Raw genomic sequence first — 19,988 nt, 5'->3', positions numbered from 1 at the left:
GCCCCCGCCCCGGGTCGCGGCAAAGCCGCGGCAGCGGATCGCGGGGAATAGCACGCAGAGGATCGGGGCCTGCCGGTCCGCCAACCGGGAGCGGGGAAGATTGCGCAGAGGATCAGCGCCGTCAGGCGCGCTCCCCCAAAGCGAGAATTACCAGCCGCGCTCGGCGAGGCGGTGGGGTTCGGGGATTTCCTCGACGTTGATGCCCACCATGGCTTCGCCCAGGCCGCGTGAGACCTTGGCGATGACGTCGGGGTCATCGAAGAAGGTGGTGGCCTTCACGACGGCGGCGGCCCGCTGTGCCGGGTTGCCGGACTTGAAGATGCCCGAACCGACGAACACGCCGTCCGCGCCGAGCTGCATCATCATCGCAGCGTCGGCCGGGGTGGCGATGCCGCCGGCGGTGAACAGCACCACGGGAAGCTTGCCGGTCGCGGCGACTTCCTTGACGAGCTCGTACGGGGCCTGCAGTTCCTTGGCCGCGACGTAGAGTTCGTCCTCCGGCAGGGTGGAGAGGCGGAGGATCTCGGCGCGGATCTGGCGCATGTGGGTGGTGGCGTTGGAGACGTCGCCGGTGCCGGCCTCGCCCTTGGAGCGGATCATGGCCGCGCCTTCGTTGATGCGGCGCAGCGCCTCGCCGAGGTTGGTGGCACCGCAGACGAAGGGAACGGTGAAGTTCCACTTGTCGATGTGGTGGGTGTAGTCGGCCGGGGTCAGGACCTCGGACTCGTCGATGTAGTCCACGCCCAGGGACTGCAGGACCTGTGCCTCGACGAAGTGGCCGATGCGGGCCTTGGCCATCACGGGGATGGACACGGCGGCGATGATCGCATCGATCATGTCCGGGTCCGACATGCGGGACACGCCGCCCTGGGCGCGGATGTCGGCGGGAACGCGCTCGAGCGCCATGACGGCCACGGCACCGGCATCTTCGGCGATGCGGGCCTGCTCGACGTTGACGACGTCCATGATTACGCCGCCCTTGAGCATCTCGGCCATACCGCGCTTGACGCGGTTGCTGCCCGTAACGCTGGCTGCGGACGAACCGGCTTCGTTGCTTACATCAGGTGTAGACACAAAAACCCCTATGGGTAGATAGAAGACCTTGGCCGGGGCGCAGGCGGACAGGGCCACACACAGCGCACACCGGATTTCCAGGTCACATTGACCAAGTAACTTCAATACTAGTCCCCTGCGCTGTGCCCGTCGTACTTGATTACCAGCCTCGGCCACGCAGTTCCGCCGGGAGCGGCGGGGCTTCGCACACCGGGCGATATGGGTCACGCGTGTCGCGGATACTTCAGGTGCATTGACGGCAGCGGATTGGTTGACGATGCAAAGGCGCAGGAATCTGTCTTCGGCAATTGTGAGGGCAACACCGGGCCGGTCGCCGAGGCGATCCGGGTTCATTGGGACCTCAACAGCTAGTACTTGGGACGTGTTTTCCTTGTTTTCGCTTTTCTCGACGGCGGGTGGCAGCGTGGGGGCTTAATTGTCAGTGCCCCGTGACAGGGTTTAGTCATGGAAGGCACCGGTCACCTCACCGCACCTCGGGCCGCCGCGCCCGACGGCGGGATCCCGTCGCCGGGGCGCCTTGCCCGCCGCCTGAAGCCCGTCGCCGCCCGCAATGCCCAGCTCCAATACGCAGCCCAGCTTCAAAACCCGGCCCGGTTTCAAAGCCTGGCCCGGTTCGAAAGCCCTGCGCAGCACCAAAACCCCGCCCGGTTTCAAAGCCTGGCCCGGTTCGAAAGCCTGGCCCGGTTCGAAAGCCCGGCCGCCCGCGGGCCACTGCCCGCGGGCCACTGCCCGCGGGCCGTCTTGATCAGGCGGTGGCGGTAATGGATGCGCTGCGCTCAACCGCTCTCGCCGACACCCGCCTGTTCGGTTTCCCTGAAGCCGCGGATTTCGCCGGCCGGGTCGAGGAGATCGCCCGGACGGTGGAGTTCCTGCAGATCGTCGCGGCCCAGGCCGTGGAACGGACACGGCGCGAAGCCCAGGCCGCACGGCACACCTCCCCGGCTCCGGGGTGGAGGACCGGCTGGACCGAACCCACCGCAGGCGGCACGGCAGCCGCGGCCGGCCTCGCCGAAGCCGCCGACGGGGCCCACGACGGGTACCGGAACGCCGCCGAATTCCTGCGCGCCAGGCTGCGGATCGGCATCAGCGAAGCACGGCGCCGGCTCACCCTGGCCGAAAGCGTGCTCCCGCAGACAGGGATCGCCGGGCAGGACGTCCCCGCCCGGCACCAGGTGCTCGCCGCCGCCCTGTCCTCGGCCGCCGTGCCGTCCCGTTCGGCCACGGTGATCAGCATGGCCCTGGATCAGATACGGCACCACGCCGACCCGGACACCGCCGGGCAGATGGAACGCTCCCTGACCCGGACCGCCCTGGAAAGCGATCCCGACTTCGTGCACCGGATGGCCAAACGCTGGGTCGACGCCATCGACCAGGACGGAACCGAACCCAGCGAAGAAGAACTCCGCCACCGCCAAGGAGCATTCATCCGCAAACCCCGCCACGGCCTGCACCACCTGGAAATCTTCGCCACCGCCGAACAATTCGAAACCCTTGCCACCGCCATGAACACCGCCGCCAACCCCCGCCTCCAACACCACACCGGCACCGGCACCGATGGAGCACAGGGCACGGACTCAGGGGACACCGACCCGGGCGGCGACAGCAACAGCGACAGCGCGCACCCCGGCCTGGACCGCCGCTCCCGCCCCCAGAAACTCCTCGACGGACTCGTCGGCGCCTGCGGTATCGCCCTGGCCACCGGCGAACTGCCGGCCAACGGCGGCCTCCGCCCCCAGGTCATGGTCACCATCGACTACCAAGACCTGCTCAACCGCCTCCAACACCACACCCCCGCCACCCCAAACCCCGGCACCACAAATCCCGGCACCCCAAACCCCGGCACCACAAATCCCAGCACCACAAACCCCGGCGCAGCAAACCCCCGGCCCGGCACCGGAACCTCCACGTTCCACGGCCCGATCCACCCCACGGCCATCCGCAAAATCGCCTGCGACGCCGACATCATCCCCGTCCTGCTCGGCAGCGAGGGCCGCGTCCTGGACATCGGCCGCACCACCAGGATCTTCCCGCCCCACATCCGCAAAGCCATCATCGCCCGCGACCAAGGCTGCACCTTCCCCGACTGCACCATCCCCGCTCCCTGGTGCGAAGCCCACCACATCACCTACTGGACCAACGGCGGCACCACCTCAACCGACAACGGCACCCTGCTCTGCGAATTATGCCGACATCGGCATAATTCGCATTATGCCGACGTCCGGATTATGCCGACGTTTGCTGTTGTGGCCTGATTTGGCGGGCTTGTCTGGGATTCTTATCGGCATAATCACAGGCTTTCAAGGAAGGCGAGGAGCGATGGTTTCGGCCGGAAGCGTCCGGGCTGGACGTTGAGCGGGCGGACTCTTTCAAGCGCGGCTTCTTTCATGCCAAGATCGGCGTGGAGATAGATCTGGGTGGTTTCAGGGCTTTCGTGGCCGAGCCAGAGCGCGATGACTGAGGTGTCGATGCCGGCATGGAGCATCCGCATCGCTGTGGTGTGGCGAAGGACGTGGGGGCTGACCTTTTTCCGGGCCAGGGTGGGGCAGTCACGGGCCGCGGCGGAGGTATGCAGGGTGAGACGTTGGGAGACGGCGTCGGTGCTCATCCTGGTTCCGGCGCGGCTTGGAAACACGGGCTGGTCGGGAGCGGGTTGTTGTTCTTTTTTCCACTCCCGCAGGACGGTGACGTTGGCCTTGCTCAGTGGGGTGGCACGGGTTTTGCGGCCTTTGCCCTGGCAGCAGGCATGGGCGCCGGTATCGAGGTGGATGTCGGCCCAGGTCAGCCCGGTCAGCTCCGAGACCCGCATCCCGGTGGTGACAGCGGTGAGCAGCAACGCGTGGTCGCGGCGGCCGGTCCAGCTGGTCCGGTCCGGGGCCTTCAGCAGTGCCTGGACTTCGTTGGTGGTGAGGTAGGTGATGTCGGTCCGTTCGCTGCGTTTGACGGGAATGGCCAGCACCCGGCTGATCAGGTCGGCGTGCTCGGGATGCCTGTGGGCGGCGTAGGCGAAGAAGGAATGGATCGCGGCCAGGCGGGCGTTGCGGGTGCGGATGCTGTTGCCGCGCTCGTGCTGCAGGTGATCGAGGAACCCGGTGATGTGCTCGCTGCCGAGCTGATCGATCTGCAGCCGGTCGGCGCTGGTTCCCGTGAGGTTCACGGTATGAATAATGAGCAGCCGCCAGGTGTCCCGGTAGGCGGCTGTCGTGTGGCCGCTGGCCCCGCGAACACGTGGCAGGTGGCTGATGAAGTACTTTTCCAGGGTCGGCGCCAGCGCACTCATGGCAGGTCCTTTCCTGCAAGGAGGTCCTGTGCCGGGGCTGCCCTCCCCGGCTCCAGCCGGGCGGCGGCCTGAGCTAGAAGTTCCGGTGTCGCGTCGAGATACCAGTAGGTGCTGGCGGGGCTGACATGGCCGAGGTAGGTGGATAGCACCGGCAGCACACGGGCGGGGTCCTCTCCGCGCCGGTAAGCGTCACTCATGGTATTGATGGCGAAAGTGTGCCGCAGGTCGTGGATCCGTGGGCGGCAGTTCCCGGAGCTGGACATGATCTCGGCCCGGGCGGCCAACCGGTGAAACAGGCGTTGGACGTTTTGATAGATCAGGCGTGTCCCGGCGGTGGAGACGAACAGGGCCGGGGTCGACACGGTGCCCAGTTCAGCGTTGACCAGTTCCCGGTAGCCCTCAAGAGCGTTGCAGGTGCTCGGGTGTAACGGGACGAGTCTGGTTTTGCCGAACTTCGCGTCCGCTATGGTCAGCACTCCATCCGCCAGGTCGCCGACATCGGCGCGGATCGCCTCACCGACGCGAAGCCCGGTGCAGGCCAGCAATCCGATCAAGGTCGCATCTGTGGCGGCTTTCAGCGCGGATCTTGCCTGCCCGGCCGCACGGGCCATCAGGTCCCGCACCTGGTCATCGGTGTAATGGTAGGGAACGGCCCGCCCGGAACCCTTCGGCAAGAGGCCGTGGGGCGGGACCTCGATTGAGGGTTCGAAAGCCTTCAACCATCTCAGGAACGTCCGCAGAACACTCAGCCGGGCGCCATGGTAGCCAGGAGCGCCGCCGGGCAGCACCGCCCAGGCCAGAGCGGCTTCGGTAGTGATGATGCCGGCGCCGTTTCCCGCCAGGTGGGCAGCGAACTGGTTCAGCAGCCGTCCGTCGTCTTCGAGTTTGAACCCCAGCGCCCGCCTCAGTTCCAGATACTCCCGGATGCGGTCCTCCAGGCCGGTCATCGCCGGCCTCCGGGAACGACCGCAATCCCTGAATCGGACGCGGATGGCCAGGGCCGGGTGATTGTTGCCAACCGGGCGAGGTCGACCTTGGCATAGATCGTTGTTGAATCCAGCGAGCGGTGCCGCAGGAGCTGGGCGGTTTCCTCCAACGACGCCCCGGCATTGATCGTCGCGGTTGCCACGCTATGACGCAGCACGTGCGCCCCGAGGCGGTCAAGGCCGGCACGCTTTCCTGCATGAAAGACGGCCGAAGCCACCCCGTCCGGACTCAGACCGCGATACGGGGCCAGGGACCGCAGGAATACACGCCTGTCCGAAGCTCCCGCAGGCCGGACGTCCGAGAGGTGGGCGGCCAGAGCCGCCCCGACGTCGACCGGCAGCGGAACCTGATCGATGTACCCGCCCTTTCCCGTGATACGGATCGTTCCGGCACGCCAGTCAACATCGTCCAAAGAGATCCGGGCCACCTCGGCGGCACGCACTCCCAAGCGGGCCAGGATCAGGACCATCGCCCGGTCCCGTCGGCCGACCACGGTCGACGGATCACACGCGGCGATCACCGAAGCAACCTGATCCGCCAGCAGCCAGCGCGGCAGTCCGGCATCGCGGTAGCCGGCCCTCGCCGGAACGACCCCGTCCAAACGCGACGTAACCTGCCCGCTGGCATGCAGGAACCGGAGCAAAGAGCGCAACGCGGTAATCGTCAGCTTCGCCGTCCCGACCGACAACCCGGGGACCCATTCACTGACAAAGGCGCTGACGTCACCGGCGCAAAGACCCACGAGATCCACTTCACCGCCGCGCAGCCGGGAAGCGATCAACGGACGGCCTAAAGACCGGTAGTACCGCACCGTCCCCGGATGCAGACCACGTTCCCGCGCAAGATAAACCCCCCATTGCTCAAGAACCGCCTCCACAGGATCCTGCGCGGGCCCCTGCGGGGTGATCTCAGGGATCAACCCGGCCGACCGGAGAAACGTCAACAGCGGCCCCAACGCGCCGCGGCCCGCCAGATCCTTATGGGTGGCACGGCGAACCAGCACGAAGCGTTCGACGGCATCAGAATCGCAGTCTCCCGCCAAAAGCCCCTCGCCCTGCAGCCAGCGGCTCAAATGCGCCAACAGCCTCAGCCGCAGCACGATCGACAAGGGCGCATAACCCAGCCCTGCCAGATACTCCTTGAACGCTTCAGCGGACCCACTCAACGGACCCGACATCGCCACTCCAGATGCTTCACTCATCGCGCTTTCCTTTCCACCATGGAAAGTCCAGCGTCCACCCGGACCCGGATTATGCCGATAAGAACCCGGCCAAAACCCCACTGACCAGCACCCAGACGCACCTTATCGGCATAATCCGGACATCGGCATAATGCAGCCACCACCACCACATCATCCACAAAGAACACTGGACCATCACCACCGACTCCGGCACCGCATGGTTCAAACCCCCGCCCCACCTCGACCCCCGCCAAACACCCCGACGCAACCGCCACTTCAGACCCACCCGGACATGAGCGTGCCCCGACACGAAACGCGCCGGGGCAGCAAAATGATCAGACCGCTTAAGCGGGTGTCCCGCCGTCGACGTCTGCCATCGCCTGTTCGCGGACGGCCGCCATCCTTTGGATGACGGTGACGCCCGTAGCGGCCGCGAGCAAGACAAGGGTCACCAGCAAGACGACGGGAGGCAACCCCAGTCCGGTCAGGCCGGTGACGAGGAGCACGGAAATGAGTCGCTCCGCGCGTTCGGCGATGCCCACATTGGCGTAGAAGCCCAGCGATTCAGCCTTGGCGCGGGCGTACGAAACCACCATCCCGAGCACCAGGCAGGCCAGGGAGGCTACGGCAATCGCGCCGTTCCCGCCGCCCGTGAAGAACCAGATTGCGACGCCGGCAAATATGGCGCCGTCTGCCAACCGGTCCAGCGTGGAGTCGAGGAAGTTTCCCCACGGGCCGCTGCGTCCTTGTTCCCTCGCCATGATGCCGTCCACGACGTCGGACAGCGCGAAAACGGCGATCAGCAGAGAACCCCACCAGAGCTGGCCCAGGGGGTAGAGAATCAGGGCGCCGAGAACTACGCCGGCGGTCCCGACGACGGTAACCGCGTCGGGCGAGACGCCCACCTTGAGCAGGAACCGGGCAAGGGGCGAGAACAGCCCGGTGAAAAACCCGCGGGCGTGCCGATTAAGCATCCGTCTCCCCGGACAGATCCGACTCTTCAGGCCAGGCGTCGGCCACCTGTTGGCGGACCTCGCCGAGGGTCTGCGTGATGGCCTTCGTCTGGGCGATGATGGGGAAGAAGTTTCCGTCCCCACCCCAGCGCGGAACCACATGCTGATGCAGGTGGGCGGCGATTCCCGCACCGCCCGCCACACCTTGGTTCATGCCCAGGTTGAAGCCGCTCGGGTTGGCCACCTTTCGCAGCACCCGCATTGCGGTCTGCGTAAGTTCCGCCATTTCCGCTGTTTCCTGCACCGTGATGTCCGTGTAGTCCGGAACATGACGGTACGGGCACACCAGTAAATGACCGGGGTTGTAAGGAAACAGATTGAGCACCACGTAGCACGTCTTGCCGCGGCGGACGATGAGGGATTCCTCGTCCGTGCGGCTCGGAGCCACGCAGAAAGGGCAGTCCTCGTTATCGAACTGGTTCTGCCCGCCCTTGATGTAGGCCAGTCGGTGCGGAGTCCACAAGCGCTGGAAGGCATCGGGAACACCTGCCAGGCCGAAGTCGTCAGTCACTTCGGCATCGCCCGGATAATCAGCTGTCACGCCCGTGTTCTCCTGCACTGTTCCCTGCCCCCCGCGGTGTCCGACTCGTCAGCTCTCGCGGTTCTTGACGGCGTCCACAATCCTTCGGACTGCCTCGGCAACGGGTACACCGTTGTCTTGGCTGCCGTCACGGAAGCGGAACGACACCGCACCGGCCTCCGCGTCCTCCCCGCCGGCAATAAGGACGAAGGGAATCTTGTCCTTGCTCGCAGTGCGGATCTTCTTCGGGAAACGGTCCGAGGAAATGTCTACCTCGGCACGGATGCCCGCGGCTTTGAGCTGGCCGACGACGTCGAACATGTAGTCGTTGAACGCTTCGGCGACCGGAATGCCGACCACCTGCACGGGCGAAAGCCATGCGGGGAAAGCTCCCGCATAGTGTTCGGTCAGTACGCCCATGAAACGCTCAACCGAGCCGAACAACGCACGGTGGATCATGACCGGACGCTGGCGGGTGCCGTCGGCGGCCTGGAACTCCAGCTCGAACCGCTCAGGCAGGTTGAAGTCCAGTTGGATGGTGGACATCTGCCAGGTGCGGCCCAGCGCGTCCTTGGCCTGCACCGAGATCTTGGGACCGTAGAACGCGGCTCCGCCCGGATCCGGAACGAGTTCCAGCCCCGAGGCCTCGGCTACTTCGGCCAAGGTACGGGTGGCTTCCTCCCAAGCGGCGTCCTCGCCGACGAACTTGTCTTCGTTCTTGGTGGACAGCTCAAGATAGAAGTCGTCCAGTCCGTAGTCCTTGAGCAGGCCGAGGACAAAGTTCAGGGTCGTGGTGAGTTCGTCCTTCATCTGCTCGCGGGTGCAGTAGATGTGGGCATCGTCCTGTGTCATGCCGCGTACGCGGGTCAGCCCGTGAACAACACCGGACTTCTCGTAACGGTACACAGAGCCGAATTCGAAGAGCCGAAGGGGCAGTTCCCGGTAGGAGCGACCGCGTGAACGGAAGATCAGGTTGTGCATGGGGCAGTTCATCGGCTTCAGGTAATAGTCCTGGCCGGGCTTGCGCACGGTGCCGTCGTCGTTCAATTCCGCGTCGATGTGCATCGCCGGGAACATGCCTTCCTTGTACCAGTCAAGGTGGCCTGAGACTTCGTAGAGGTGTCCCTTGGTGATGTGCGGGGTGTAGACGAACTCGTATCCGGCGTCGACGTGACGCTGGCGCGAATAGTCCTCCATCGCTTTGCGGATAATCCCGCCCTTGGGGTGGAACACCGGCAGGCCGGAGCCCAGCTCATCCGGGAAGGAAAACAGGTCCAGCTCCGCGCCGAGCTTGCGGTGATCGCGGCGCTCGGCCTCGGCGATGCGCTCTTGGTAAGCCTTCAGTGCGTCCTTGGTGGGCCAGGCGGTGCCGTAGATACGCTGCAGCTGCTGGTTGTTCTGGTTGCCCAGCCAGTATGCCGCCGAGGAGCGGGTCAGGGCGAAGGCATTGGAGATCAGTTTGGTGTTGGGCAGGTGCGGGCCGCGGCAAAGGTCGCACCAGACGCTTTCACCGCTCTTGCGGTCCACGTTGTCGTAAATGGTGATGTCCCCGGCGCCCACCTCGACGTTGACGCCCTCGCCGGCGTCGGCGGCGTCGTTCTTCTTGCCCAACAGCTCAAGCTTGTAGGGCTCGCCCTTCATGGCTTCGCGGGCTTCATCTTCGGTGACGACGCGGCGCACGAACTTCTGGTTCTGGTTGATGATCTTCTGCATCATCTTCTCGAGCTGACGCAGGTCTTCAGGGGTGAAGGGCTCGGCAACTTCGAAGTCGAAGTAGAAGCCGTCCGTAATGTAGGGGCCGATTCCGAGTTTGGCGTCCGGACGAAGCTGCTGCACAGCCTGAGCCATAACGTGTGCGGTGGAGTGGCGCAGGACGTTCAGGCCGTCCGGCGAGTCGATGGTGATGCCATCAACCTGGGCACCCTCGGGCAGCACCTGGTCAAGGTCCTTGAGCTCGCCATCGACACGGGCCACTACCACGTCGCGGCGCTCAAAGAAGAGTTCCGCGCCGGTGGTCCCTTCCGTCACCTTGGTCTCTTCGCCATCGACGATGAGGGTGATCTGCTGGGCATCTGACACGGGTGTCTCCTATTCATTGATAAGGCTTCATAGCTTGTGGCGTACGGGGACCACAGCCAGCCATCGTCCATCGTATCCGCTCCGGCTGGGGCAGCCAAAGCAAGCGGGGGCGTGCCGATTTTCGCCGAGGAGACGCGGCGCCGGACGGCTATTTTGGCATTCGTTATTGCGACCCGTGCAACCCGTAATAGGGAGGACCGTGGGTCTGGACTGTGGTGCGGTCCGCGAACCCGCGCGCTAATGCGGGGCTACAAGCGGCCTGCGGCGCTTCTCACTTCGTGTTTCCGCCATGCCGGTTGGTGGAGCAAATGCAAGCGGTGGGCCTGCCGCTCAAGGGACGGGGTCCACCGGCCATGGCTTCTGTCCTTGATCAGGGCGGTTCCGGCGATCTCCCTGAGCGTGGATATCCCGCGGACAGCCGACTGTTTGGTGGCAAAAGTTGTAGACATCGCCAGAATGTCGCCGTCGCCGTCGCGTAATGCAATCCTGTACCCATCGTTGGGTCCGTCGATCAGCTCAAAGTATCCAGCCATTGTGTAGCCTCCTTTGAAACCTGCGGTTGTAAAGGACACCAACAAGTCTACCGAGCCAAACCCATGTGGGCGACGGGATTTGGGACACTGCGACGGTTCCCGTAGGTCTGCTAGGGCTTGGCTTGGAGCAATGCGAGGAGGGCACTGCCGTCCGGACTGCCCAGGCCCGTGCAGGGATCCCAGCCAGTCGCGGCACGGTAGCTTCCGTTGGAGCCAGTGGTGATGTCATGGAAGCCCGACGCCGGTTGGGTGCCGTTTTGGTAGAGCAGCGGCTGGATCAGCCCGAAGCGCCTGTTAGTGGCCTGGGCGAGGCGGGCAACCAGGGCCGCCCAGAGCGGTGCGACCGCACTGGTTCCGCCGATCACCATGTCTTTCCCGTCGACGCGCACCCGGTAACCGGTCTGCGGGTCGGCGACGCCGCTGACATCGGGGACGCCCCTTCCGGCCTTCTTGGGCGCAGGCTTGTGTTTGGCGTGTCCCGAGATGCCGGACTGCCACGAGGGAGCCGGAAAGACGTCGCTGAATCCTCCGCCGGTAGCCGAGTTTGGGCCGTCGTTCCAGACAGTTTCCGCGTTGATGACTCCTGTCGCGGTGTCTGCTTGAAGCCGTGTTCCTCCGCAGGCCAGCACATGCGGGCTCGACGCCGGGAAATCGGCGTGATCCTTGTTGTCCGTTGCGCCGTCCGCACTTCCGTTGTCCCCTGCTGCGGTTGTCACCGTCACCCCGAGGGCCGCAGCATCGGCCATGGCCTGGTCGAAAGCCGTCCGGGCTTGGGCGGTCCAGGCGTCTTCGCTCTGGTCCCAACTGATGCTGATCGCGGCCGGCGTCGGATTTGCATGGGAGGCTGCGACAATCGCATCCAGGAACCCGGCGTCGGTATTGGGAGCGAAATAGACCACGATGTTGGCCTTCGGCGCCAAGGCGCCGACTACTTCGATGTCGAGCAGGACTTCCCCGTCGGCACCAGCCGGATCCAGTCCCGGCTGGTTCGCCCCGCCATCGACTCCCACCGCGGTGACGCTCGGTGTGGCGAGACCCAGGCCCTGGAAGTAGGTGTCAAGGTCTTGCTGTCCGAAGCCGCCGCCCAGCTCAAGGATGGCAACGGTTTGGCCCGTTCCGTCCGTTCCCTCAGGAAAGTTGTAGATCTTTCCCAGCTGGGGCGGAGTGTAGCTGATACTGGCCGCGGCCAAGGGAATGGCGCGGAATTGGGCCCGGGCCTGCGGCCGGTCGTCTAGGCCGAGGACGGCGACCACGACGCCGTCAAGGGCTGCAGGTACTTGGAGGCCTCCGGTGCGATGCCTGTGGGTGACAGCCGTGCCGTCCGGGCTGCGGCTCGTCAGCTCGTCAAGGGACGTCCCGAAGATGCTGCCCATCCGCTCCACGGTTCCAGCCAGCCGAATCCTGCGGCTGGCGGCGTCCGACTCCACAACGTCGAGACCGAGGCTGGCGAAAGTGCGTACAGCCAAATCCAGGTCTGTGGCCGATGCGCCGTATCGGGAGGCCAGTTCGTCCAGCGAAAGCGTTGCGGACGGAACTTCGGGCATTTCTTCCTGGCGCCGAAGGATGACCGTCGCCTCGATCCGCCGATAAGGGTCGACGGGACCGAGAACGTCCCGGACGCCCGGAGCGGGAGCCCTGTCTGATCCTGGCAGCGGAACGCTTTGCGTTTCCTCGGGCTGCCGATCTTCCGGAGTGTCCTGCATCGACATTGGTGCCTCCTAGGCTCGCTGTGAGAGAGCTTCGTCCCTGCGATTATGCACCAGCAGCCACTTTGGCACCATGGCGTGGAAGAGGAATGGTCACCGGCGCCGACTCGAGCGATGACGGCTTGAAGGGCTTGGGCACGGCGGCCGCCCACGGTAGCGTGGGCCCTTGGCGGGCCATGCCACAGCAACGGCCGGCGCGGCGGCGAGTCAAAGGAGCGAACCATCAATAGGTCACACCGAACATCAGCCCATGAACCCGACACTGCAGTTGAGTTGAACCCGGTGTTCAGCCGACCGGGAGAATCCAGTATTTTTCCACGGTTCACCATTCCGGACGGTGAGTCCCTTCCTTCGACTGCCTATCAGGTTGTCCACGACGAAGCCATGTTGGACGGCAACTCCCGCCTGAACCTGGCCACGTTCGTTGGGACGTGGATGGAACCGGAAGCGTCGAAACTGTACGCCGAAACGTTCGACAAGAACATGATCGACAAGGACGAATACCCCCAGACGGCCCTGATCGAGACCCGCTGCTGGCGGATGCTCGCCGACTTGTGGAACGCGCCCGATCCCGCCAAGTCCATTGGGACCTCCACGATCGGATCCTCCGAGGCATGCATGCTGGGCGGCCTGGCCTTGAAACGTCGCTGGCAGCACGCCCGCCGCGCGGCCGGCCTTTCCACAGACAAACCCAACCTGGTCCTCAGCTCGGCAGTGCAGGTGTGCTGGGAGAAGTTCTGCAACTACTGGGATGTGGAGGCCCGCTACGTCCCGGTGTCGAAGGAACACCAAATGCTCGACGGCTACGAACTGGACAGGTACGTGGACGAGAACACCATTGGCGTTGTAGCCATCATGGGCGTGACCTACACGGGGGTCTATGAACCCGTGGAAAAAATTTCGGCGGCTCTGGACGAGATCCAGGAAAAGCACGGCTTTGATGTCCCGATCCACGTCGACGGCGCCTCCGGAGCCATGGTTGCGCCCTTCCTGCAACGGGAGACAGTCTGGGACTTCCGTCTGCCGCGGGTTGCCTCGATCAACACATCCGGCCACAAGTACGGCTTGGTCTATCCCGGCTTGGGCTGGATCATTTGGCGGGACGAGCAAGCGCTCCCCGAGGACCTGATCTTCCATGTCAGCTACCTGGGTGGGAACATGCCGAGCTTCGCCCTGAACTTCTCACGCCCGGGCGCCCAGGTGCTCCTTCAGTACTATCTGTTCCTCCGGCTCGGATACGAGGGATACAAATCCGTTCAGGCAACCTCCCGGGACGTAGCGCTCTACCTATCGAGTGAAATAGGGGCGATGGTGCCGTTTACTTTGTGGAGCGACGGATCGGACATCCCGGTCTTTGCTTGGCAGCTCACCGACGGCTACACGGAGCACTGGAACCTTCATCACTTGTCCGAACGGCTGCGGATGAATGGATGGCTCGTCCCCGCCTACCCCATGCCGGAGGGATTGAGCGAGATCACAGTCCAAAGAATCGTTGTCCGCAACGGTTTCACGCGAGACCTCGCATCCAGTTTCCTGGCCGATCTCAAGAAGGAAGTCGCCTACCTGGACGGCCTCACGTCACCGATGCCCTCAGGTGGGCAAACCCAGGCGTTCCATCACTAGCCAGCACCTTCAACGCAAGCCGCTTCAAGGAAGGATGTGTGCCATGTGCCGATTGTTCGGCTTGCATGCCGGTTCGCAGGCAGTCCGCGCCACTTTCTGGCTTTTGGACGCGCCGGACAGCCTCGCCGACCAGAGCCGACGCGAGCCCGACGGCGCCGGCATAGGCACCTTTGACGGTGACGGTAAGGCCCACGTGGCCAAACAGCCACTCGCCGCATGGGAGGACCACGCCTTTGCGCGTGAGGCGCGGGTCCTGAAGAGCACGACGTTCCTGGCCCATGTGCGGTATGCCAGTACCGGGGCCCACACCATGGTCAACACGCACCCGTTCGAGCAGGACGGGAGGTTGTTCGCCCACAACGGCGCCTTTGGCGATCTTGAACGGCTTGATCAGCGGCTGGCTGAGTTCGGCGTTGCGGATCTGGTCAAGGGCCAGACTGACAGTGAGCGCCTCTTCGCATTGATCACCGCGGAGAGCCGGCGCGCAGATGGCGACGTCGGCGAAGGTATCACCCAAGCGATCAGCTGGATCGCCAAGGAGCTTCCGGTGTTCAGCTTGAACCTCATCCTGACGACGGACACCGAGCTTTGGGCAGTCAGGTACCCGGACACGCATGAGCTGCACATTCTGGAACGGTTGGCTGCCCGCTCGGACGATGGAGCTCCCCTCGACGCACGGAGCTCCCGCATCCGCGCCCACAGCAAGGACCTGGCCCGTTCCGGACACGTCCTCATCGCCACCGAACCGATGGATGACAACCCGGAGTGGAGAGCGCTGTCCGCCGGCGCGCTGGTCCACGTCAATCCGGATCTGGCTGTGACTATAAGCAAGCCTTTCCCGGAGGCTCCGACACATCCGCTCACCCTGTCCGACCTCTCCCCCTCCGCGGCCGCGTCCCAGAAGCCGTGATCCTTGACCACAAAGCGACGCCCGGCGTCTTAGCCGGAAGGCCGCGTGTTCAACCTGTCCGTTGAGCCCGCCGCGCATAAGATCGATCCATGACCGCTGAAGTCGAATCCGAAACCGCCTTCGTCCCGGCCGTCCAACTCGACGGGCAAATGAGCATCAACGACGTCCTGCTTGAGTTGGGGCGGGAACCCGTGGTGTACCCGTCCGCGAACGCAGACGCCGGCGACTTCCGCATTTTCTAGGACGGCGTTGCCTTTAGCGCGGCATCGGGGCCATCACCGCCGCCGGGAAGTTTCCGTTGATAGAGGTACTGGCAGGGACTCCCTCACGGCGCTGAAAGGTCACTATCGTTGATCGCATGGACAACCGGAACGACGCCCGCGATTTCCTTGCTTCCCGGCGTGCGAAGATCACCCCCGAACAGGCGGGGCTGCCGACGTCGGGCGGCAACCGGCGAGTACCCGGGCTCCGTCGCGGAGAAGTCGCAGCCCTGGCCGGGGTAAGCGTTGAGTACTACACCCGGCTGGAACGGGGAAACCTTGCGGGAGTGTCTGAAAGCGTCCTGGAAGCATTGGCCAGGGCGTTGCACCTTGACGAAGCCGAGCGTGCACATCTGTTCGATCTGGCCCGCGCCGCCGGAACAAGCAAGCGGCAGCGTCGATCTGCGCCCCAACATCTTCGACCGAGCGTCCAATTTGCCCTCGACGCCATCACTGACGCTCCGGCATTTGTCCGCAACGCACGCATGGACATCCTCGCCGCCAACAGGCTCGGCCACGCATTGCACTCCGAGATGTACGTCAACCCGGTCCGGCCGGCCAACTACGCGCGCTTCATTTTCCTGGATGAAGAACGGGCCCGACGGTTTTTCCCGGACTGGGAACTCGCTGCCAACAACATGGTGGCCATCCTGCGCACCGAGGCTGGCCGCGACCCCTTCGACCGCGGACTGAGCGACCTCGTAGGAGAGCTTTCGACCCGCAGCGACGAATTCCGCACCCGCTGGGCCGCGCACAACGTGCGCCGCCACTACAGCGGTTTCAAGCATTTCCATCACCCCGTCGTGGGCGAACTCCGGCTGCTGTTCGAGGCGATGGAATTGTCAGCGGACACGGGCCTCTCCCTGTTCATCTACCCTGCGGAACCTGGTTCCCCCTCGGCAGACGCCCTGCGCCTTCTCGCGAGCTGGGCCGCCACGCAGGAACTGGCAGAGCAACCTCAAGCCGCACCCACCGCAGGTGGGGTGTGACGGCAGCCTAGGATCTCGGGGATCGGCGCCCCTCCTGGTCGCCTTGATCGTCGTCCCTCTCCCGCCGGGTTTCGTCGTCGTCCCTGTCCCGACGGCTTTCCGCTCCCGTCGGGTCCGAACGGTTGCCCGCATCGGGGTCCAGCTCTTCAGCCCGCCGCAACCTGTCCTGGGAGACTTCGTTGGCCCGCTCGGCAGCCCTCTGCTTCTCCGTGGCCTCCTTGTGCAACCGTTCCGCTTCGCTCTCGGCGCGGGCGGCGTCGGCCGCCGCTCGAGCGGCCTCAGCGCTGCGCTCATGAGCTCCGAGGGCGTCGGCACGTGCCTTCTCGCGGAGGTCCGCAGCGCGCTTGCGGTTAGCGGCGTTCTTTGCACGGCGCCCGAAAACGACGACGGCGACGATCACCGCGATGATCACAATCGCCACTACGATCCAAATCCATAGTTGCCCGTCCACTGCAGCTCCCCTCGAAATTTGGCTGTGCATCCGGCGTGCCGGTCCTATCGTTCGACCGACCCTGCCGTTGGCCAGCTGGGATCGGCGTCCCCTGACAGTGCGCGGATGCTGGTCACTTGAGTCAACAACTTTGCGTGAAGCATGGCACGAGTGGCGTGTACTTGTTTTCGTGGGGGCCGCGCCCCCGGATTGCCGATGTTGTTTTACTCAACGGCCGGCGACGGTTGCCGAACGCCAAAGGTCAAGGACGGTTCGTCGGGGGTGGCGAGGGTGAGTACCGCTTCCTCGACCGTCTCCTCGTCCTCAAGTTCGCGTTCGACGCGGCGCAGGGCGACGGCTACTTCATGTTCCCGAAGGTCACCTTTGATATCTACAGCCGCCACGAGGTACAACTTGCGCGGACCGACAAACTCCAGGTGCAGATACGTCAAGCGCTCGATTTCCCGGTGTTCCATGACCCTGATCGCCATCGAGTTCTCGAGTTCCGGGGTAACGCCTTGACCGACGAGGAAGCGACGATTGCGATCTATCAACACCACTGCGATGACACCGAGAAGGATGCCGACAAATATGGATCCGAGCGCATCCGGAAGTGGCGATCCAGTGAGCTGGTGCAGGAAGATCCCCAAGAAGGCAAGGGTCAGGCCGATCAGGGCGGCACTGTCTTCTGCGAAGACCGCACGCATTGTGGGATCCGAGCTCTTGAGCACTTGCTCCAAAGTGCGGCGTTCAAGCTCCCGTGCGGACTTGCGAGCCTGCCGGAACGCCTGGACGAACGAACCACCTTCGAGGACGAAAGATATTGCCAAAACAACATAGGCGATCGCAAAATCGCCGGCGGGCTCCGGTGCGAAAAGCTGCTGGACACCGTGCATCACGGACACAACGGCACCCGCAGTGAACAAGCCAAACGCGGCAAACATCGACCACACGTACGCTTCCCTGCCGTAGCCCATCGGATGGGCCACATCCCGCTTCTTCGAGGATCTCCTCTCAGCCACCAGCAGGAAGACCTGGTTTCCGGTATCGGCCCAGGAGTGGGCGGACTCAGCGATCATCGAAGCGGAGCCGGTAAGTATGGCGGCGACAGTTTTTGCCGCGGCAACAAGAATATTTGCCGCAAAAGCCAAGATCACGGTCGTAAGGGATGAAGATGGCATCCTGACCTTCTTGGTTTCAACCATGGAACCTACCGTACCCAACAACCGTCGAGACCACGCCTAGTGCTTGCCGAGGAAGGAACGGAGGGTGTGGGCGTTACGGACGGCATTGCCGCCGCCGTCGTTGTTGAAATAGACGAAGACCTCCTTGCCCGCCGTCTCCCATTCCGCAATTCGGTCCGCCCACCAGCGCAGGTCCTGCTCGGAGTATGAACCTCCGTAGAGGTGATGGTGATCCGGCCCGTGCATCCTGATATAGACAAACGGCGCCGTGGCTCGGAGGACGCAAGGGAGATCCGCCCCGCTCATGACGCAGTAGGCCGTTTGGTGCTTTTCAAGCAGCTCGTAGACGGGCTCTTCATGCCAGCTGTGATGTCGGAATTCGACGGCGACCTTCATCCACCCGGGGAGGAGGTCCAGGAAATAGGCCAGCCGGTCGTCGTCGCGCTCCATTCCCGGCGGCAGCTGGACCAGGAGCACTCCACGCCTGTCCCCGAGTTCATGCCACGCCGAAGTGATCCTGCCGATCCAGGCTTCAGGGGCATAAAGGCGCTTTGCGTGGGTGAGCCCACGGGGCGCTTTGACCGAAAACACGAAGCCTTCAGGTAGCCTGCGTCGCCAGCTGGCGAACGATGCGTCGCGGGGCCACCGATAGAAACTCGCGTTGAGCTCGACGCTGTTGAACTGCTGCACGTAGTAAGCGAGCCGGTTGCGGGACGGGGTGCCGGCGGGATAGAGCACGTGCTCCCAATGCTCGTAGCTCCACCCCGACGTCCCAACGTGGGTTCCCATTCGCCCAGCCTATGGTCGACGTCACTTAATAAGTAAGCTGATGATATCCGGAATTGATGAGAGGTTGGTCGAAGGCCATGCGATTCGGATCGATTTTCGGGCTGATCGTGGTGATCTGGCTCGTCGTAGGAGCGGTAGCCGCGGGACAGCGAGGCTACTTCAGCGCAGTTCCCGCGCAGTGCTCCCAATTCGCAACGATTAGCCTGAATATTGTTGCCGGCCCCCTGAACTACATGGGACTGAACCCTGTGGCAGGCTGCGAACTGCCGCGGCCGTCGTGAGCGAACCGGAAGATCCCCTACTCGCCGGGCCCGCTGCCAACACCAGGCATGAGTCAGAGGACCAGCGGATGGACCGCAATTGGAATGAACTGCTCCAAGAGATGCGTGTCCTTCAGACAGGCGTCCAAATTATCGGCGGCTTCCTGCTAACCCTTCCGTTCCAGCAGCGATTCGGCACCCTGACCGAGCTGCAAAAGTGGTGGTTTCTCCTGCTCGTTGTCCTGGCGACCATGACCACCGGCCTCATGCTGGTTCCGGTCAGCCTGCACCGTCGGCTCTTCCAGCATCACGTCAAGTATCGGCTGGTGGCTGCTGGGGACATGGTCGTCAAGGCGGTCGTGGCCTGTGTATCCCTGCTGATCGCAGGATGCGCCGGGCTGATCTTCAGCGTTGCCGTGGGGCCCGAGGCTGGCCTCGCCGCCGGCGGCAGTATTCTTGTCGCCCTCGCGGCGCTCGTGCTGCTGTATCCGCTGCTTTCCTGGTCTCCCCGGCGTAGTAAAGCAGAGCCGGAACGCTAAGCCGCGGCCCAAAAACCGAGCTAGTGTAGGCCCTTTCGATCAACATAGTAAGTTTACTGATCAATTTCCCGGAATCCATGGACAAGGGGCCGTCCGGCCTACTAGTTTCGATGTGGAAGCACGCTCAAGCGACCGTCGAAAGAAGGTCAGTGTCCTTCTTTTCCGGGGCCAAGGTCCAGCCTCTCTGGGGCCTTCCTCCCGGTCGCCGACGGAAGACGTCTTAAGTAGCCGGTTCTTGAATTCCACCAACAAGTTCAACCAACAAGTTCAACCAACACGGAAGGACAGTATGGACATGGACGAGCAGCATAGAGCCGAGGAAGAGGAAGCCGGAGGCTACGGAACTCCGACTCCCGAACAAGAAATGCCAGGACGCGGGGGCCAGCAAGCGGATCAGCCCAAGGAAGACACGTCGACACCGGAAGTCGACGACGGTTCGGCCGCGGTGCCATCGGCAGATGCCGAACTGGATGACTCGAACTCCGAGGGAAGCAAGGAAGGGCGTTCTTTCTCGTCCGAGCCGAAGGGCGATGCGACAGGACTGCCCGAGGATAAGTCCCCGAAGGACGACGACGGCGAAACATTCGACGCTGGCTAGATCGCATCAACGACCACCAACCTCCGCAAGTACAAGC

21 protein-coding genes are annotated in these 19,988 nt (G+C 63.9%); 9 read left to right on the top strand and 12 right to left on the bottom strand.

All coding sequences use genetic code 11. The annotated features are described in order from the left end of the window. Positions 1 to 147 precede the first annotated feature (147 nt). Positions 148 to 1,074 (bottom strand): pyridoxal 5'-phosphate synthase lyase subunit PdxS, encoded by a 927-nt coding sequence (pdxS, locus tag QRN59_RS09305; RefSeq protein ID WP_284982234.1) that lies wholly within the window; start codon positions 1,072 to 1,074, stop codon positions 148 to 150. A gap of 444 nt (positions 1,075 to 1,518) precedes the next feature. On the opposite strand from pdxS, the gene QRN59_RS09300 reads away from it, so the two are divergent. Beyond that, positions 1,519 to 1,836, top strand: coding sequence for a hypothetical protein (locus tag QRN59_RS09300; RefSeq protein WP_284982508.1), 318 nt, complete (start codon positions 1,519 to 1,521; stop codon positions 1,834 to 1,836). After that, entirely contained in the window at positions 1,836 to 3,326 is a 1,491-nt protein-coding gene (locus QRN59_RS09295; RefSeq protein ID WP_502871041.1) for an HNH endonuclease signature motif containing protein, read from the top strand. The genes QRN59_RS09300 and QRN59_RS09295 overlap by 1 nt, the downstream gene beginning before the upstream one ends. 35 nt (positions 3,327 to 3,361) lie before the next feature. On the opposite strand, the gene QRN59_RS09290 is transcribed toward QRN59_RS09295, so the two are convergent. The 8 genes from QRN59_RS09290 to QRN59_RS09255 form a co-directional block, all read right to left on the bottom strand. Further along, a complete protein-coding gene (locus tag QRN59_RS09290; protein WP_284982233.1) occupies positions 3,362 to 4,351 on the bottom strand; it encodes a tyrosine-type recombinase/integrase in 990 nt (329 codons plus the stop codon). Beyond that, entirely contained in the window at positions 4,348 to 5,298 is a 951-nt protein-coding gene (locus QRN59_RS09285; RefSeq protein ID WP_284982232.1) for a tyrosine-type recombinase/integrase, read from the bottom strand. Before QRN59_RS09285 ends, QRN59_RS09290 begins: the two co-directional genes overlap by 4 nt. Further along, positions 5,295 to 6,539, bottom strand: a complete 1,245-nt coding sequence (locus QRN59_RS09280; RefSeq protein ID WP_284982231.1) for a tyrosine-type recombinase/integrase — start codon at positions 6,537 to 6,539, stop codon at positions 5,295 to 5,297. Before QRN59_RS09280 ends, QRN59_RS09285 begins: the two co-directional genes overlap by 4 nt. Before the next feature lie 323 nt (positions 6,540 to 6,862). Next, positions 6,863 to 7,492: a phosphatidylinositol phosphate synthase gene (gene pgsA, locus QRN59_RS09275; RefSeq protein ID WP_284982230.1), complete on the bottom strand. Its 630-nt coding sequence runs from the start codon at positions 7,490 to 7,492 to the stop codon at positions 6,863 to 6,865. Beyond that, entirely contained in the window at positions 7,485 to 8,090 is a 606-nt protein-coding gene (locus QRN59_RS09270; RefSeq protein ID WP_284982229.1) for an HIT family protein, read from the bottom strand. The genes pgsA and QRN59_RS09270 overlap by 8 nt, the downstream gene beginning before the upstream one ends. A gap of 30 nt (positions 8,091 to 8,120) precedes the next feature. After that, positions 8,121 to 10,130: a threonine--tRNA ligase gene (gene thrS, locus QRN59_RS09265; protein ID WP_284982228.1), complete on the bottom strand. Its 2,010-nt coding sequence runs from the start codon at positions 10,128 to 10,130 to the stop codon at positions 8,121 to 8,123. Positions 10,131 to 10,378: 248 nt separating this feature from the next. Further along, positions 10,379 to 10,663 (bottom strand): YegP family protein, encoded by a 285-nt coding sequence (locus QRN59_RS09260; RefSeq protein WP_284982227.1) that lies wholly within the window; start codon positions 10,661 to 10,663, stop codon positions 10,379 to 10,381. 110 nt (positions 10,664 to 10,773) lie between these two features. Continuing rightward, positions 10,774 to 12,372 carry a S53 family peptidase gene (locus tag QRN59_RS09255; protein ID WP_284982226.1) on the bottom strand — a complete coding sequence of 533 codons (1,599 nt, stop codon included), beginning with the start codon at positions 12,370 to 12,372 and terminating at the stop codon, positions 10,774 to 10,776. A gap of 219 nt (positions 12,373 to 12,591) precedes the next feature. Here QRN59_RS09255 and gad point away from each other — a divergent pair, with 219 nt between their 5' ends. From gad to QRN59_RS09235, 4 genes are all read left to right on the top strand, one after another. After that, complete coding sequence (gene gad / locus QRN59_RS09250) at positions 12,592 to 13,992, top strand: glutamate decarboxylase (RefSeq protein WP_284982492.1); 1,401 nt, start codon at positions 12,592 to 12,594, stop codon at positions 13,990 to 13,992. Between the two features lie 43 nt (positions 13,993 to 14,035). Then, positions 14,036 to 14,902, top strand: a complete 867-nt coding sequence (locus QRN59_RS09245) for a class II glutamine amidotransferase (protein WP_284982225.1) — start codon at positions 14,036 to 14,038, stop codon at positions 14,900 to 14,902. A gap of 89 nt (positions 14,903 to 14,991) precedes the next feature. After that, positions 14,992 to 15,144 (top strand): hypothetical protein, encoded by a 153-nt coding sequence (locus tag QRN59_RS09240; protein ID WP_284982224.1) that lies wholly within the window; start codon positions 14,992 to 14,994, stop codon positions 15,142 to 15,144. A 116-nt stretch (positions 15,145 to 15,260) separates the two neighbouring features. Continuing rightward, entirely contained in the window at positions 15,261 to 16,151 is an 891-nt protein-coding gene (locus QRN59_RS09235) for a helix-turn-helix transcriptional regulator (RefSeq protein WP_284982223.1), read from the top strand. Between the two features lie 7 nt (positions 16,152 to 16,158). On the opposite strand, the gene QRN59_RS09230 is transcribed toward QRN59_RS09235, so the two are convergent. From QRN59_RS09230 to QRN59_RS09220, 3 genes are all read right to left on the bottom strand, one after another. Beyond that, positions 16,159 to 16,572 carry a hypothetical protein gene (locus QRN59_RS09230; RefSeq protein ID WP_284982222.1) on the bottom strand — a complete coding sequence of 138 codons (414 nt, stop codon included), beginning with the start codon at positions 16,570 to 16,572 and terminating at the stop codon, positions 16,159 to 16,161. A gap of 233 nt (positions 16,573 to 16,805) precedes the next feature. Continuing rightward, complete coding sequence (locus QRN59_RS09225) at positions 16,806 to 17,786, bottom strand: cation diffusion facilitator family transporter (RefSeq protein WP_284982221.1); 981 nt, start codon at positions 17,784 to 17,786, stop codon at positions 16,806 to 16,808. Between the two features lie 36 nt (positions 17,787 to 17,822). Further along, the gene (locus QRN59_RS09220; RefSeq protein WP_284982220.1) at positions 17,823 to 18,554 is read right to left on the bottom strand and encodes a DUF72 domain-containing protein; all 732 of its coding nucleotides are present in this window, start codon (positions 18,552 to 18,554) and stop codon (positions 17,823 to 17,825) included. 77 nt (positions 18,555 to 18,631) lie between these two features. Here QRN59_RS09220 and QRN59_RS09215 point away from each other — a divergent pair, with 77 nt between their 5' ends. From QRN59_RS09215 to QRN59_RS09205, 3 genes are all read left to right on the top strand, one after another. Continuing rightward, entirely contained in the window at positions 18,632 to 18,835 is a 204-nt protein-coding gene (locus QRN59_RS09215; RefSeq protein WP_284982219.1) for a hypothetical protein, read from the top strand. Then, positions 18,832 to 19,353: a DUF6328 family protein gene (locus tag QRN59_RS09210; protein WP_284982218.1), complete on the top strand. Its 522-nt coding sequence runs from the start codon at positions 18,832 to 18,834 to the stop codon at positions 19,351 to 19,353. The genes QRN59_RS09215 and QRN59_RS09210 overlap by 4 nt, the downstream gene beginning before the upstream one ends. Positions 19,354 to 19,648: 295 nt before the next feature. Then, positions 19,649 to 19,951, top strand: a complete 303-nt coding sequence (locus tag QRN59_RS09205) for a hypothetical protein (RefSeq protein WP_284982217.1) — start codon at positions 19,649 to 19,651, stop codon at positions 19,949 to 19,951. The last annotated feature ends 37 nt before the right edge of the window (positions 19,952 to 19,988 follow it).

It is taken from the genome of Arthrobacter sp. efr-133-TYG-118, from assembly GCF_030209755.1.
Lineage (GTDB): Bacteria > Actinomycetota > Actinomycetes > Actinomycetales > Micrococcaceae > Arthrobacter.
Note: the sequence above shows the minus strand (reverse complement) of the source record. Positions and strands in the feature narration are given on the sequence as shown.

What these genes read in the sequence shown, in the direction of transcription:
- QRN59_RS09300 (WP_284982508.1), top strand. Translation starts at nt 1,519, where the DNA reads ATGGAAGGCACCGGTCACCTCACCGCACCTCGGGCCGCCGCGCCCGAC.
- QRN59_RS09295 (WP_502871041.1), top strand. Translation starts at nt 1,836, where the DNA reads ATGGATGCGCTGCGCTCAACCGCTCTCGCCGACACCCGCCTGTTCGGT.
- QRN59_RS09290 (WP_284982233.1), bottom strand. Translation starts at nt 4,351, where the DNA reads ATGAGTGCGCTGGCGCCGACCCTGGAAAAGTACTTCATCAGCCACCTG.
- QRN59_RS09285 (WP_284982232.1), bottom strand. Translation starts at nt 5,298, where the DNA reads ATGACCGGCCTGGAGGACCGCATCCGGGAGTATCTGGAACTGAGGCGG.
- QRN59_RS09280 (WP_284982231.1), bottom strand. Translation starts at nt 6,539, where the DNA reads ATGAGTGAAGCATCTGGAGTGGCGATGTCGGGTCCGTTGAGTGGGTCC.
- pgsA (WP_284982230.1), bottom strand. Translation starts at nt 7,492, where the DNA reads ATGCTTAATCGGCACGCCCGCGGGTTTTTCACCGGGCTGTTCTCGCCC.
- QRN59_RS09260 (WP_284982227.1), bottom strand. Translation starts at nt 10,663, where the DNA reads ATGGCTGGATACTTTGAGCTGATCGACGGACCCAACGATGGGTACAGG.
- QRN59_RS09255 (WP_284982226.1), bottom strand. Translation starts at nt 12,372, where the DNA reads ATGTCGATGCAGGACACTCCGGAAGATCGGCAGCCCGAGGAAACGCAA.
- QRN59_RS09245 (WP_284982225.1), top strand. Translation starts at nt 14,036, where the DNA reads ATGTGCCGATTGTTCGGCTTGCATGCCGGTTCGCAGGCAGTCCGCGCC.
- QRN59_RS09240 (WP_284982224.1), top strand. Translation starts at nt 14,992, where the DNA reads ATGACCGCTGAAGTCGAATCCGAAACCGCCTTCGTCCCGGCCGTCCAA.
- QRN59_RS09235 (WP_284982223.1), top strand. Translation starts at nt 15,261, where the DNA reads ATGGACAACCGGAACGACGCCCGCGATTTCCTTGCTTCCCGGCGTGCG.
- QRN59_RS09225 (WP_284982221.1), bottom strand. Translation starts at nt 17,786, where the DNA reads ATGGTTGAAACCAAGAAGGTCAGGATGCCATCTTCATCCCTTACGACC.
- QRN59_RS09220 (WP_284982220.1), bottom strand. Translation starts at nt 18,554, where the DNA reads ATGGGAACCCACGTTGGGACGTCGGGGTGGAGCTACGAGCATTGGGAG.
- QRN59_RS09215 (WP_284982219.1), top strand. Translation starts at nt 18,632, where the DNA reads ATGCGATTCGGATCGATTTTCGGGCTGATCGTGGTGATCTGGCTCGTC.
- QRN59_RS09205 (WP_284982217.1), top strand. Translation starts at nt 19,649, where the DNA reads ATGGACGAGCAGCATAGAGCCGAGGAAGAGGAAGCCGGAGGCTACGGA.